The sequence below is a fragment of the Bradyrhizobium sp. CAR08 genome, assembly GCF_052871955.1.
On the sequence record NZ_JBIXJX010000007.1, the window covers coordinates 184,645 to 199,143 of the forward strand.

10 protein-coding genes are annotated in these 14,499 nt (G+C 63.8%); 5 read left to right on the forward strand and 5 right to left on the reverse strand.

The features are described from left to right. Nucleotides 1-56 precede the first annotated feature (56 nt). The 3 genes from ACIPUD_RS16760 to ACIPUD_RS16770 all read right to left on the reverse strand — a co-directional run bounded on the left by ACIPUD_RS16760 (nucleotide 57) and on the right by ACIPUD_RS16770 (nucleotide 4,458). Nucleotides 57-1,685: an inorganic phosphate transporter gene (locus ACIPUD_RS16760; RefSeq protein WP_446481174.1), complete on the reverse strand. Its 1,629-nt coding sequence runs from the start codon at nucleotides 1,683-1,685 to the stop codon at nucleotides 57-59. A 98-nt stretch (nucleotides 1,686-1,783) separates the two neighbouring features. Next, nucleotides 1,784-3,226, reverse strand: a complete 1,443-nt coding sequence (locus ACIPUD_RS16765; protein WP_446481175.1) for a UdgX family uracil-DNA binding protein — start codon at nucleotides 3,224-3,226, stop codon at nucleotides 1,784-1,786. Continuing rightward, nucleotides 3,226-4,458: a putative DNA modification/repair radical SAM protein gene (locus ACIPUD_RS16770; RefSeq protein WP_247371039.1), complete on the reverse strand. Its 1,233-nt coding sequence runs from the start codon at nucleotides 4,456-4,458 to the stop codon at nucleotides 3,226-3,228. The genes ACIPUD_RS16765 and ACIPUD_RS16770 overlap by 1 nt, the downstream gene beginning before the upstream one ends. Before the next feature lie 162 nt (nucleotides 4,459-4,620). Between ACIPUD_RS16770 and ACIPUD_RS16775 the strand changes: the two genes are divergently transcribed. From ACIPUD_RS16775 to ACIPUD_RS16785, 3 genes are read left to right on the forward strand one after another with little or no spacing between them, the layout of a single operon-like run. Beyond that, complete coding sequence (locus ACIPUD_RS16775) at nucleotides 4,621-5,409, forward strand: ImuA family protein (protein ID WP_446481176.1); 789 nt, start codon at nucleotides 4,621-4,623, stop codon at nucleotides 5,407-5,409. Next, on the forward strand, nucleotides 5,306-6,898 hold the full coding sequence (locus ACIPUD_RS16780) for a Y-family DNA polymerase (protein ID WP_446481177.1): 1,593 nt from the start codon (nucleotides 5,306-5,308) through the stop codon (nucleotides 6,896-6,898). Before ACIPUD_RS16775 ends, ACIPUD_RS16780 begins: the two co-directional genes overlap by 104 nt. Then, nucleotides 6,895-10,263 carry an error-prone DNA polymerase gene (locus ACIPUD_RS16785; protein ID WP_446481178.1) on the forward strand — a complete coding sequence of 1,123 codons (3,369 nt, stop codon included), beginning with the start codon at nucleotides 6,895-6,897 and terminating at the stop codon, nucleotides 10,261-10,263. Before ACIPUD_RS16780 ends, ACIPUD_RS16785 begins: the two co-directional genes overlap by 4 nt. A gap of 115 nt (nucleotides 10,264-10,378) precedes the next feature. On the opposite strand, the gene ACIPUD_RS16790 is transcribed toward ACIPUD_RS16785, so the two are convergent. After that, nucleotides 10,379-11,149 carry an SDR family NAD(P)-dependent oxidoreductase gene (locus ACIPUD_RS16790; protein ID WP_446481179.1) on the reverse strand — a complete coding sequence of 257 codons (771 nt, stop codon included), beginning with the start codon at nucleotides 11,147-11,149 and terminating at the stop codon, nucleotides 10,379-10,381. A gap of 176 nt (nucleotides 11,150-11,325) precedes the next feature. Continuing rightward, nucleotides 11,326-11,613 carry a hypothetical protein gene (locus tag ACIPUD_RS16795; protein WP_007593600.1) on the reverse strand — a complete coding sequence of 96 codons (288 nt, stop codon included), beginning with the start codon at nucleotides 11,611-11,613 and terminating at the stop codon, nucleotides 11,326-11,328. Between the two features lie 54 nt (nucleotides 11,614-11,667). Between ACIPUD_RS16795 and ACIPUD_RS16800 the strand changes: the two genes are divergently transcribed. Both ACIPUD_RS16800 and ACIPUD_RS16805 read left to right on the forward strand, forming a co-directional pair. Then, complete coding sequence (locus ACIPUD_RS16800; protein ID WP_446481180.1) at nucleotides 11,668-13,080, forward strand: CoA transferase; 1,413 nt, start codon at nucleotides 11,668-11,670, stop codon at nucleotides 13,078-13,080. 145 nt (nucleotides 13,081-13,225) lie between these two features. Continuing rightward, a complete protein-coding gene (locus ACIPUD_RS16805) occupies nucleotides 13,226-14,470 on the forward strand; it encodes an efflux RND transporter periplasmic adaptor subunit (protein WP_085352249.1) in 1,245 nt (414 codons plus the stop codon). Nucleotides 14,471-14,499: the final 29 nt, after the last annotated feature.

The window sequence follows — 14,499 nt, forward strand, 5'->3', positions numbered from 1 at the left end:
ACGAAAAGGGCCCGCGCATCGCACGGGCCCTTTGTCTTCGAGTGAAGTGATCGGCTTCAGAAGATCCGCGAGAAGATCACGTACAGCGTGCCCGACAACAGGATCGCGACGGGCAAGGTCAGCACCCAGGCCATCACCATGTTCCTGATGGTGGCGACCTGGAGACCCGAACCGTTCGCGGCCATGGTGCCGGCGACGCCGGACGACAGCACGTGGGTGGTCGAGACCGGCAGCCCGAACACGTCGGCGGCGCCGATCGTGGCGGCGGCGACGAGCTCGGCGGAGGCACCCTGCGCGTAGGTGAGATGGGTCTTGCCGATCTTCTCGCCGACGGTGACGACGATGCGCTTCCAGCCGATCATGGTGCCGAGGCCGAGCGCGATCGCGACCGCGACCTTCACCCAGGTCGGGATGAACTTGGTCGCGCTGTCTAGCCCGCCCTTGTAGGCGTTCAAGGTCGCGACCTCTTCCTTGCTGAGGTCGTTTTCCTTGTCCTTCATCAGGAATCGGATCGCTTCCGAAGTCAGGTACATGTCGTTGCGGGTGTTGCCGACGACTTCCGCCGGCACCTTGTTCAGCGAACCGTATTTCGCGACCTGCTCGCCGACATCCTTCACCAGCACTGACAGCGAAGGGTAGGTGCCTTCGCTGATGTGATGCGAGGTGACGTACTGCGTCACCGCAGGACGGGGATCGCCGATGATCGCATGGCCGGCGCCCTTGGCCGCAACCACCTTGGAGGCGGCATCCGAGACCTTCGCGAACTGGGCGACCTGCGACTCCGGCAATGCGCGGTTGAGCGCATAGGCTGTGGGCACGGTGCCGATCAGGATCAACATGATCAGGCCCATGCCCTTCTGGCCGTCGTTCGAACCATGGGCGAAGCTGACGCCGGTGCAGGTCAGGATCAGCAGGCCGCGAATCCACATCGGCGGGGCTTTGTGACCCTCAGGGGCGGCATAGAGCGCCGGGTTCTTGATGATCAGCTTGAGCAGCAGAAGCAGGCCGGCGGCGCAGACGAAGCCGACCAGTGGCGACAACAGAAGCGCATAGCCGATCTCCGTAGCCTTGCCCCAGTCCACGCCCGAGGTGCCGTCGCGGCCGCGCATCAGCGCGTTCGCAACGCCGACTCCGATGATCGAGCCGATCAGCGTGTGCGAGGAGGAGGCCGGCAGGCCGAAATACCAGGTGCCGAGGTTCCAAAGGATCGCGGCGATCAGCAGCGCGAACACCATCGCGAAACCGGCGCTGGAGCCGACCTGCAGGATCAGCTCGACCGGTAGCAGCGAGACGATGCCGAAGGCGACCGCGCCGGACGAGAGCAGCACGCCGAGAAAGTTGAAGAAACCCGACCACATCACCGCGACTTCGGCCGGCAGCGAATGGGTGTAGATCACGGTCGCTACCGCGTTGGCGGTGTCGTGGAAGCCGTTGACGAATTCGAAGCCGAGCGCGATCAGCAGCGCGACAAACAAGAGGATGTAGGGCAGATAGCTCGTGACCCGCGTGCCGGTCGCATCGACATCCGAATAGATGCTGTAGGCCACATAGAGCAGGCCCGCGGCGAGGATGCCGAAGAACAGGATCATCGTCAGCGGATTGAAGCCCTTGTCGAGATTTGGCCGCGAGGCCGGCTGGATCGGCGCGGGATCGGCTACCGCGCGGTCGAATGCAACATCGGTCATGTCTGGAGGCCCCTTAACTTTCTGTAGGGGCTATTGTCCGCGATGGATTTGAAGGCTGGATGACAGGCGAGGCCTGAAAGGGGTTTTCCCGCCCGTATTCAGGCGGCGCGCGCGGCTTTCTTCTGCAACCCGGCGACGATCTTCAAATCTTCGACAAAGCGCCGATATTCCAGCACCTTGGCTTCCGGATCGGGCAGCCGCAGCAGATAGGACGGGTGCACCGTCACCAGCGCCTTGTGACCGTCGGGCAGGTCGATGAGCCGGCCGCGGTTCTTTCCGATCGGGGTGATCTTGCCGAACACGCTCTGCGCGGCGGTCGCGCCCATCGCGACGATGAGATCGGGCTGGATGACGGAGACCTCCCGCTCATACCACTGCCGGCAGGCCTTTATCTCCGGCGTATTCGGCTTCTGATGCAGGCGAATCTTGCCGCGCGGTACGAATTTGAAGTGTTTCACCGCGTTGGTGACATAGACCTTCTTGCGGTCGACGCCGGCCTCCTGCAGCGCCTTGTCGAGCATCTGGCCGGCTGGACCGACGAAGGGATGGCCGGCGAGGTCTTCCTTGTCGCCAGGTTGTTCGCCGACCAGCATGATATTGGCGGACTTCGGACCCTCGCCGAACACGGTCTGGGTGGCGTCCTTGTAGAGATGGCAGGCGCGGCAGTGGGCGGCCTCCTCGCGGAGCGCTTCGAGATCGTCGGCAGCGGTCTTGCGTTTCATCGGAGCCTCCGGCCGCTTTTGAGGCTTGTGCGGATCGGTTGGGGCATTGACGATCATGGCGCCGGTCATGCGCTCGGCGTCCTCAATCAGGGGCTTAATGATCGAAGCCTCGGGCAGGTTCCTCCAATATTTCTTCGGCATCTCGGTCTGCATTGCCTTCACCTTCAGGCGGGCCGGATTGAAGATGCTGGCGTAGTAGCGCCGCCAGGTTTCCTCCAGCCGGTCTTCGCTCGGTGCCTCGCTCTTGCTGACGCCTGATGTGAACGAGAGCGCGTGGCCATCCCAATGCGCGCACAAATCCGGCGTCAGGATCGACCAGGGCATGTCGGCAAAGCGCTTGGCGAAGAACGGCGCGGCGAGCTCGACGATGTGATGCTCCGGCTCGAACCAGGCGACGTAGTGTGCTTCGCGTTCCCTGCCGATCTCACGGAAGCGCACGAAGGCATGCATCTTGTGCTCGTCGCGGTAGACCGCCTTTGCCATGGCCGCGACTTGCGCGACATCGTGATCGGTCGCGACCTCGATGAGGTCGTGATTGTCCTTCAGCCGAAACAGCAGGCGATAGAGGATCGCGAAACGCTCGGGATCGCGATGCAGGATCGCGGCCTTGGCGAGCTCGACGAATTTTGCCGGCACGTTGAAGGTACCGTCGCCAGCCGCCGGCAGCGCAGACGGCGAGGGCGTCGCGAACAGCTCCGCTTCGCCGCCCTGCACGGCCCAGGTGACATCGGCCGGTTTCGTTTGGTGAAGCACGAGGCTACGTGCGGCTTTACGCCAGCCGTCGAAATCGGTTTCGTTCTCGAGGGTGATGTACTGCATCAGAATCCAAATCCCAGTTGCGTTGCCGGCTTGAACCGTTCGATCAACAGTGCCTCGTCGAGGCGATGCGGCGGGGGCTTGTGATCGCTGAGGACGATGAACGGCAGCGCCTTGTTGCGGGGCACATGCAGCCGCGCGAGGTCGGCGACGCGGATCGTGGTCGTGCGGCGCGCCGCGATGATGCGCTCGACCGCCTTGGTGCCGAAGCCCGGCACGCGCAACAACTCCTCGCGGCTGGCGCGGTTGACGTCGAGCGGGAAGCGGTCGCGGTGACGCAGCGCCCAGGCGAGTTTTGGATCGATGTCGAGCGGCAGCATCGCGCTATCGTCGACGATCTCGCCGACGTCGAAGCCGTAGAACCGCATCAGCCAATCGGCCTGATAGAGACGGTGCTCGCGCAGCAAGGGCGGCGCGCGCAGAGGCAGCGCGCGGCTGGCATCGGGGATCGGGCTGAACGCGGAATAATAGACGCGCCTCAGCCTGTATGAACCGTAGAGATTGGCGCTGGTGTGGAGGATGGTGTGGTCGGAGGCCGCGTCGGCGCCGACGATCATCTGCGTGCTTTGGCCGGCCGGTGCGAAGCGCTGCGGCTTGGCTTTTGTGTTCGCGCTGCGGCTTTCCTCGGCCTCGTCCAGCTTCAGCCGCAGCCGGCCCATGGTGCGGCGGATCGCGCGCACGTCTTTCTCGGGCGCGAATTGCTGCAGGCTCGTCTCCTGCGGCATCTCGATGTTGATGGAGAGACGGTCGGCATATTTGCCGGCCTCGGAGATCAATGCGTCGTCGGCCTCGGGGATCGTCTTGAGATGGATGTAACCGCGGAAGTGATGCTCCTCGCGCAGTTTGCGCGCGACGCTCACCACCTGCTCCATGGTGTAGTCGGGGTTGCGGATGATGCCGGAGGAGAGAAACAGTCCTTCGATGTAATTGCGCCGGTAGAAGTCGAGCGTCAGCTTGACGACTTCGTCGATGGTGAAGCGGGCACGCGGCACGTTGGAGGAGGCCCGGTTGACGCAATAGAGGCAGTCGTAGTTGCAGGCGTTGGTCAGCAGCACCTTGAGCAGCGAGATGCAGCGGCCGTCCGGCGCGTAAGAATGGCAAATGCCCATGCCGGGCGCGGTCGATCCCATGCCCTTGCCGTCGCTGGAATCCCGCCTCTCGGTGCCGCTGGAGGCGCAGGACGCGTCGTACTTGGCGGCGTCCGCCAGGATTTCCAGCTTGCGTTGCACGTCCATATTGGAATCCCTTTGATTCAGCTCATGAATCCCAAGGCCCGCCAATTCGATTGACTCCCGGGGCGTCGTTAGCTTTATATTAGAACATATCATGAACAAATGAGCTAGCCGCTGGTTCTCTTTTTGAGAGCCATCGGCAATCACCCTTAAGGAGCGGCGTATATGAGCGGCGCACGAACAAGCGCGCTTGCAGCCTTGCGCGGCCAGATCGAGCGCATCGAGACGGCGGAGGTCGTGCATCATCGCGACCGTGTCGCGCTCGGCCATCGCGAGGCCGACAGCGCGCTGAAGGGCGGGCTCGCACGCGCGGCAATCCACGAGGTATTTTGCGAAGGACGTCAGGGCGCGGCCGCGACGGGCTTTGTCACCGGACTTGCGGGGCGCGTGACGGCACGCAAACCGCTGCTGTGGGTGCGGCAGGATTTTTCAGAAATTGAAACCGGTGCGCTGTCGATGAGCGGGCTCACCGAGATCGGTCTCGATCCGCGCCGCATGGTGATGGTGCGCGCCGCCGACGTGGAGAGTGCGTTGCGCACGGCGGCCGATGCGCTCGCCTGCGACGCGCTGGGTGCGATCGTGCTCGAGCTCTGGGGCGAGACGAGGCAGTTCGATCTGGTTGCGAGCCGCAAGCTGACGCTGGCTGCGCAGTCTTCTGGTGTCACCGGCTTGCTGCTGCGGATGGCCGCGCAACCTTTACCCTCAACCGCCGAGACCAGATGGATGCTGCGCGCGGCGCATTCGCCGCCGGGCGCGATGTGGAGTGCCTGGGGGGCGCCGCGCTTCGATGCCGAGCTCCTGCGCAATCGTCATGGCCCGTGCGGCCGGTGGATCATGGAATGGAAATGTGATGAGTGCCAGTTCTCTGAATCGCCGGCGTATCCTCAGCCTGTGGCTGCCGCGCCTGCCCATCGATCGGATCCAGCGGTTCTTCGGCAACGTCGGACTGCATGAAAATAATGCGCCCAGCATCGTCGTTGCCAAGGACAGCAACGCGCTGGTGATCCATGCGCTGGACGAGGCGGCCGAGCGCCTCGGTCTGCATATCGGCCAGCCTTTGGCCAATGCCCGGGCGATGTGTCCTGATTTAAAGGTGTTCGACGCCGATGCCGTGGCCGATGCCAAGACGATCGGCGACATCGCCGACTGGTGCGATCGTTTCACGCCGCTGGTGGCACTCGATCCGCCGCACGGGCTGTTCCTCGACATCACCGGCTGCGCGCATCTGTTCGGCGGCGAGGCTGCGCTGTTGCAAACCCTTGTCCGCGCCCTCGACCGCCAGGGCTTTGCCGTCAGCGCGGCGATCGCCGGCACCTCGGTCTGCGCGCGCACGCTGACGCGGCAATCTTCAGGGACCATCGTTGCCGATGGCGAGGAGGCGGCGGCAATCAGTCGGTTTCCGGTGTCCGCACTTGGCGCGGGTGAGGCCATTACCACCGGTCTGCGACGCGCCGGCCTGAAGACCATCGGCGATGTCGCCTCGCGCACGCCGAGCGAAATCACGGCGCGGTTCGGTGCGCGGTTCTCCACGCTGCTCGCGCATGCGCTGGGGCAGGGCGATGCGCCGATCAATCCACGAAAGCCGCCGCCTGATTACATCGTGGAGAAACGCTTTGCCGAGCCGATCGCGACCGACACCATGATCGCGATGACGCTGTCGCGCCTGGCGGATACGTTGATCGCGTCGATGGAGAAGCAGGGCAAGGGCGCGCGACGGTTAGAAGCCACATTCTTCCGTACCGACGGCGCGGTGCGCGCCATCATGGTCGAAACCGGACGTCCCGTGACGCGGAGCGCGGTCGTCGACCGGCTGTTCCGCGAGCGTCTCGATGCACTCGCCGATCCCCTCGATCCCGGCTTCGGCTTCGACATGGTGCGGCTGTCGGCAAGCCGCACCGAGATCGTGGTGCAGGAGCAGCGCGATCTCGACGCCCATGTCCACGACAATGACGAGCTTGCCGCGCTGATCGACCGCATCGCCGCGCGCATCGGCGGAAAGCGCGTCGTCGTGCACCTGCCTGAGGATACCCATATCCCTGAATGTGCGGTGCTGGCGGCGCCTGCCCAGCATCATCTCGCCGTGGCCATGCAGGCCGAATGGCCCGCGCGCACCGAGGGTGAGCCGCCGCTGCGTCCGTTGCGGTTGTTCGACAAGCCTGAGCCGATCAATGTGCCGTTCGCGACCGTGCCCGACGGGCCGCCGCATCAATTCACCTGGCGCCGCGCGCAGCATGCGGTGGTGCGGGTGGAGGGCCCCGAGCGCATCGCCATGGAATGGTGGCGGCAGGACGGCAAGCAACTGACACGGGATTATTTTCGTATCGAGGATGCCGAAGGCCTACGCTTCTGGATCTTTCGCGACGGTCTTTACGAGGGGGAGTGCTTCGACGACGACGGCAAGCCCGCTCCTCCCGGTTGGTATGTGCACGGTCTCTTCGCATGAACACGCCCGCTTATGCCGAGATCGGCATCACCACGAATTTCTCCTTCCTGCGCGGCGGCTCGGATCCGCGCGACTATGTACACCAGGCCAGCATCTTGGGCATTCCCGCGATCGGCATTGCCGATCACAACACGCTCGCCGGTGTGGTGCGTGCCTACAAGGAGCTCGACAATGACAAGGTGCTGCACAAGCCGAAGCTTCTGATCGGCACCCGCATCGTCTTCATCGACGGCACGCCGGATATCCTGGTCTATCCGTGTGACCGCGCCGCCTATGGCCGGCTGTGCCAGCTTCTCACCCGGGGCAAGCGCGGCGACGACATCACGCGGATCGCGAAGGGCGAATGCCATCTCACCTTCGCCGATCTCCTTGCGTTTTCCGAAGGCCAGCTCCTGATCCTGACGCTGCCGCATCGCTTCGATGCGGCGCAAGCGCAGGACATCCTCGCCAAGCTGAAGGCAAGTCGCGCCGAGGGCGTGTGGCTGGCGGCGAGTCTGGTCTATCGCGGCGACGATCGCCGTCGCCTCGCGCAGCTCGATGATCTCGCCGCAAAAGCAAAAGTGCCGCTGCTTGCGACCAACGAGGTGCTCTATCACCACCCCGCGCGCCGTCCCCTCCAGGACGTTCTGACCTGCATCCGGGAAAAGACCACGATCGAGGCGGTCGGCCGGAAGCTGGAAGCCAATGCCGAGCGATTTCTGAAGACGCCCAGGGAGATGGCGCGGCTGTTCCGCGATTTCCCTGAGGCTATCGCGGAGACCATGCGCTTTGCGGACAAAATCACCTTCTCGCTCGACCAGCTCAAATACCAGTATCCGGATGAGCCGGTGCCACCGGGGAAGACCGCGCAGGGGCATCTGGAGGATCTGACCTGGGCCGGTGTCGACAAATATTTTGGCGGCAAGATCGACGACAAGCTGCGCGCCACCCTGAAGAAAGAACTCGCACTGATCGCCGATCTGAAATACGCGCATTACTTCCTCACCGTGCACGACATCGTGCATTACGCCCGCAGCCAGAACATTTTGTGCCAGGGGCGGGGATCGGCGGCGAATTCGGCGGTCTGCTACGTGCTCGGCATCACCTCGGTCGACCCGACCAAGGTCGATCTGCTGTTCGAGCGCTTCATCTCCAAGGAGCGGCTGGAGCCGCCCGACATCGACGTCGATTTCGAGCATTCGCGGCGCGAGGAGGTGATGCAGTATGTCTATCGGCGTTACGGCCGCCATCGCGCCGCGATCATCGCCACCGTCATCCATTATCGCCCGCGCAGCGCCATCCGCGACGTCGGCAAGGCGCTGGGCCTGACTGAGGACGTCACCGCCGCACTCGCCGACACCGTCTGGGGCAGCTGGGGCAAGGGTCTCAACGACATGCAGGTCAGGCAGGCCGGCCTCGATCCGCAAAATTCCATGATCAACCTCGCAGTCGAGCTCGCGACCGAGTTGATCGAATTCCCGCGTCATCTGTCCCAGCATGTCGGCGGCTATGTGCTCACGCAGGACCGGCTCGATACCTATGTGCCGATCGGCAACGCCGCGATGGACGATCGCACCTTCATCGAATGGGACAAGGACGACGTCGACGCGCTCAACATGATGAAGGTCGACGTGCTCGCGCTGGGCATGCTGACCTGCATCCGCAAATGCTTTGATTTGATCGAGCAGCACAAGGGCGAACGCTGGATGCTGGCGAGCGTCCCGCAGGATGATTCCAGGGTTTACGACATGCTGTGCGACGGGGAATCGCTCGGCGTGTTCCAAGTCGAGAGCCGCGCGCAGATGAACATGTTGCCGCGGCTGAGGCCGCGGACCTTCTACGATCTCGTGATCGAGGTCGCGATCGTGCGGCCTGGTCCGATCCAGGGCGACATGGTGCATCCTTATCTGCGGCGGCGGAACGGCCTGGAAAAGGTGAGCTATCCGTCTCCGTCGCCGGATCATGGCGACAAGGACGAGCTTTACAGGGTGCTGCACAAGACGCTCGGCGTGCCCTTGTTCCAGGAGCAGGCGATGCGGATCGCGATCGAAGCCGCGAAGTTCACGGCCGAGGAGGCCAACGGCCTGCGCCGTGCGATGGCAACGTTCCGCAATGTCGGTACCATCGACAAGTTCGAAGACAAGATGATCGGCAACATGATCGCGCGCGGTTATGCGCCTGATTTTGCCAGAAACTGTTTCGAACAGATCAAGGGGTTTGGCAGTTACGGTTTTCCGGAGAGCCATGCCGCAAGCTTCGCGCAGCTTGTCTATATCTCCTCATGGCTGAAGCATTATCACCCTGATGCATTCTGCTGCGGCCTCCTGAACTCGCAGCCGATGGGCTTTTACGCCCCGGCGCAGATCGTCAGCGACGCCCGCAAGAACGGGGTCGAGGTGCGCGAGATCGATGTGTCCTACAGTTTTGCGCAGAGCACGCTGGAGCAGGGAAACGGCGGATATTGCGCGGTACGTCTCGGCTTCCGCCAGATCGACGGTTTCCACTGGCTGGACGAGGATGAGGAAAGGCTGAAAAGAGGCGCGTCCCGGAATGACCATGTGGAGAGAGCGCCCGACTGGGCCGACCGCATCGTCGCCGCCCGCAACCGCCGGCCCTTCACATCGCTGGAAGACTTCGCCCGCGACACCGGCCTGCCCAAGCGCGCGTTGATCCTGCTCGCCGATGCCGACGCGTTCCGCTCGCTCGGGCTCGACCGCCGCGAGGCGCTGTGGCAGGTGCGGCGCCTGCCCGACGATGTGCCGCTGCCGCTGTTCGAGGTGGCCACCGCACGCGAGCAGCCGGACGAGCACGCCAGGCCGTTGCCGGTGATGCCGCGCGCCGAACAGGTGGTCGCGGACTACCAGACCATTCGCCTTTCGCTCAAAGGCCATCCGATTGAATTTTTGCGGGAGATGTTTACGCGCGAGCGCATCGTCGCCTGCAAGGACATCAATCACGACAACGAGCGGCGCCGTGTCCGCTGTGCCGGCGTCGTGCTGGTACGGCAGCGGCCGGGCAGCGCCAGCGGCGTCGTGTTCATGACACTGGAGGACGAAACCGGCATCGCCAATGTCGTGGTGTGGCCGAAGATCATGGAGCAGTACCGGAAGGAGGTGATGGGCGCACGCCTCATCCTGGTCGAGGGCTACATCCAGAGCAGTCCCGAAAAGGTGACGCATCTGATCGCCCAGCGGATGATCGACCGTTCGCACGATCTGGTCGGCCTTGCCAACGACGCCCTCGGCCGCAAGCATCCGGTGCCGGCAGGCGCCACCGTGGTCGAACCGCTCAACGACGACCCCCGCGCCCACACGGATGCGCCCGCGCAAAAAATCCGTCATCCCCGCAATGTCCGCATCCTGCCGCCGTCGCGGGATTTTCATTGAGGGTGGGGGCCGCGCCCCTCTCGCCCCGTCATTGCGAGCGCAGCGAAGCAATCCAGACTGTCACCGCGGAGAAATACTGGATTTGCTTCGCTACGCTCGCAATGACGAGTTTGTTCTAAAAATTCACCCGGTTCGAGATCGCGCCGTCCACCACCAGATTGGAGCCCGTGGTGAACCCCGACACCGGGCTCGCCAGAAACACCGCTGCGCTCGCGATCTCCTGCGGCGTCGCCATGCGGCCGGTGGGGTTACGCTTCATCGCATCATTGTAGCGCTCGGGCATGTTATGCTCGATCGTATTCCAGACGCCGCCCTTGAAATAGACCGTGCCTGGCGAAACCACGTTGACGCGGATCTTCTTCTTCGCGTACTGCCGTGCCAGCCCCTTGGCCATGTGGATCAACGCAGCCTTGATCGGGCCGTAGGAACTCGCCGTGTCCGCTTGCGCCGCGGAGATCGATGAGATGATCACGAAGGCGGCGTCGCCACCCTTGTCGCCACTAGCCTCGAGGAACGGCCGCGCGGCGTCGAACGCGTGCACGGCGCCGAGCAGGTCGAGTCGAAAATTCTGCTCCCACGACGCGGCATCATGGCCTTGTGCCATTGCGCCCGCGTTAGAGAACAGCATGTCGATGCCGCCAAGCTCCTTTGCAGCATTCTCGATCCAGGATTTCAGTGCCGCGCCGTCCGTGACATCCACCGGACCGCCGGTCGCGCGGATCCCGCTGGCCTTCAACTCCGAAACGGTAGCGGCAACCTGATCACCGTTGCGCGCGCACACCGCGACATTGCTGCCTTCGCCGGCCAACGTCGCCGCAATCGCCCGCCCGATGCCGCGCGTCCCGCCAAGCACGATGGCGTTCTTGCCTTTGAGACCGAGATCCATTGGTTGGTTTTCCTTTTTTGTTGGTCGCAGCTAGTGTAGCTGTTTCGAGAGATGCCCAAAAGCCTCCACATCGTCATTGCGAGGAGCTCTTGCGACGAAGCAATCCAGACTGCCACCGCGGAAAGACTCTGGATTGCTTCGCTTCGCTCGCGATAACCGTGTGGAAACAGCGGCCCTCACTCTGGTGCCGCCCCCACCGGCGGGCCGCCGGGCGGGCGGTGCAGGAATGTCAGTGAGACGTAGGCGCCGGCCCAGGAGCCGATCGCCGCGAAAGCCACATAGAAAGCGTTTTCGGTGTAGCTGATCACTGCGTAGGAGGAGAGCATGTACCAGACCGCGCTCCAGTTCGCCGCGGGCACGCGCTTGCGCGCGATCACGGCCGAGGTGAACATGACATAGACCGCGTCGGTGGCCGCCGTTGCGATGAACACGGCGCCTGCGGTGAGGGGATCGATGGCGGCCATTGCCTGTCCTTGTGTGCTAATGCGATGATTGCAAGCTAAAGGGAGAGAAGGGTCATGCAAAGCCCCACCGAAATTCTCAGTGGCATCTGGACCTCCGCCGGCGGTGACGCCGCCGCGCTCGCGCGCGTACGGCTGACGGGCGAGGAGCCGCAGATCCCGTCTTCGTTTCGCGTCGCAATTGCTGGCCAAACGACGATCGCCGCCGCCGGCCTTGCCGCCGCCGAAATCTGGAGATTGCGCAGCGGCGAGGCGCAGGACGTCAGCGTCGACCTGCGCCATGCCGTCGCCGAATGCCGCTCCGAGCGCTACTTGCGCGTCGACGACAAGCCGCCGCCGCCCGCCTGGGACGCCATCGCCGGCGTCTACAGAACCGGCGACAACCGCTTCGTCCGCTGCCACACCAATTTCCCGCATCATCGCGACGCCGTCTGCAAGGTGCTCGGCTGCGAACCCGAGCGCGAGAAGGTGCAGGCCGCATTGATGCTATGGAAGGGCGAGGATTTCGAGACTGCGGCCTACGCCGCGGGCGGCGTCGTTGCCCTGATGCGTTCCTACGACGAATGGTCGGCGCTGCCGCAGGCCCGCGCGCTCGCCGAATTGCCGCTGGTCTCGATCGAGAAGATCGGCGAGGCCCCGCCGAAGCCATGGCCGCAACGATTGCCAAAAGGCGATCGCCCGCTCGCAGGCCTGCGCGTGCTCGATCTCTCTCGCGTCATCGCGGGGCCCGTCGCCGGCCGCACGCTCGCCGCGCACGGCGCGGATGTGCTGCTCGTGTCAGGCCCCGAACTGCCGGCCATTCCGTGGCTGACCATCGACACCGGGCGCGGCAAGCTCACCACCTTCATCGAGCTGAAAAGCGAGGCCGGGCGTGCGCAGTTGCGCGAGCTCTTGAGAGACGCCGATATCTTCTCGCAAGGCTATCGCCCGCGCGCGCTTGCCGCTCTCGGCTTCACGCCGGAGGACGCAGCGACAATCAACCCCGGCATCGTCTACGTAACGCTGTCAGCCTATGGCCATGCCGGTCCCTGGGCTGAACGGCGCGGCTTCGATTCGCTGGTGCAGACCACGACCGGGTTCAACCATGCCGAAGGACAGGCTGCCGGCATCGATGGACCGAAGGAATTGCCGGCGCAGATGCTCGACCACGCCACCGGCTATCTGATGGCGTTCGGCGCGATGATGGCCAAGGCCCGCCAGGCCCGCGAAGGCGGCAGCTGGCACGTGCGCGTGTCGCTGGCGCAGACCGGGCGCTGGCTGTGGAATCTCGGACGGCTCGAAAAGGGCCTGAATACCCCGGATATTACGGGTGAGGCCGTACATGCTGCATTCATCGAGGGCATGCCATCTGGCTTCGGCACGTTGAAGGCGGTGCGCCATTCGGCACTGCTGTCGAAGACGCCGGCGCAATGGAGCCGTCCGGCGATGCCGCTCGGCAGTCATCCGGCAGAGTGGCCTGCGATAAGCTGACGTGAAGCTGACGTGTCGCAAATTTTTAACGCAAACCGAAAGGCGCCCGGCGTTTTTTAGGTTGTTTGAAATTACAATTCGGCACTATTAGCGCGACCGATGACGCAGGCATCCGCCGGTATCATCGCAGACATGACCGGGCCCCATGGTAGTTGAAAATACCAAGCGATTGCAGGTGCTTACAAAACAACGGGTAATTACATCCGTAGTTTTACTAGCTCTTGCCGGTGCCGGGGCCTACGGCTTCCTCTATGCGGGAGCCAAGGAGAAGAGCCACTCCGAGATCTCCAGCCAATCGCGCAGAAATGCGCAGAACTTCACGCCGACGCCGTCGGAATGGGCGACGCTGACGATCGAGCCGGTCAAGGCCAAGACCTTCCGCGCCGAGTATGTCACCGAGGGCAAGGTCGCAGTCGACGAGGACCGTTCGACGCCGGTGTTTTCACCCTATGCAGGCCGGGTGACCAAGCTGCTCGCCAAGCCAGGCGAGGTGCTGAAGCAAGGCCAACCGCTGTTCACGATCGAGGCCGCCGACACCGTGCAGGCCCAGAACGATTTCATTGCAGCGATGAGCTCGCAGAACAAGGCCAAGTCGGCGATCGATCTTGCCGATATCCAGTTCAAGCGCGCCAAGGACCTCTACGAGGGCCATGCCATCCCACTGAAGGACTATCAGCAGGCGGAAGCGACCCAGGTTCAAGCGCAGAACGACATGCGCTCCTCGGCGACAGCGCTGGAAGCCGCGCGCAACAAGCTGCGGATCCTCGGCTTCACCGACGAGACCATCAAGGCGTTCCAGGACAAAGGCGTCATCAATCCGGAAGTCACGATCTATTCGCCAATCGCAGGCACGGTCGTGCAGCGTAAAATTGGCCCCGGCCAGTACGTCAATTCGGGCGCCAGCGATCCGGTCTTCGTGGTCGGCGATCTCTCCACCGTCTGGCTCACCGCCTTCGTGCGCGAGAGCGATGCGGCTGCCGTGTGCGTCGGGCAGGACATCAGCGTCAACGTGATGGCGCTGCCAGGCCGCCCCTTGACCGCCAAGGTCAACTACGTCGCCGCCGCGATCGATCCGAACACCCGCCGCCTGCTGGTCCGCGCCACCATCGACAACAAGGATGGCCTGCTGAAGCCGGAGATGTTCGCCAACGTCACGATCTATTCGTCCGGCGACCGCGCCGCGCCGGCGGTACCGAAGCAGGCCTTGATCTACGAAGCCGACAAGGTCCGCCTCTGGGTCGCACGCGAGGACAAGTCGGTGGAGCTGCGCGAGATCAAGATCGGTCTCATCAATGGCAACCTCGTCGAGGTCACCAGCAATCTCAAGCCCGGCGAGCAGGTGGTCACCAAAGGCAGCCTGTTCATCGACCGCGCCGCGTCCGGCAGCTGATCGACGGGCCGGGAAAAGACAAGCTGAAG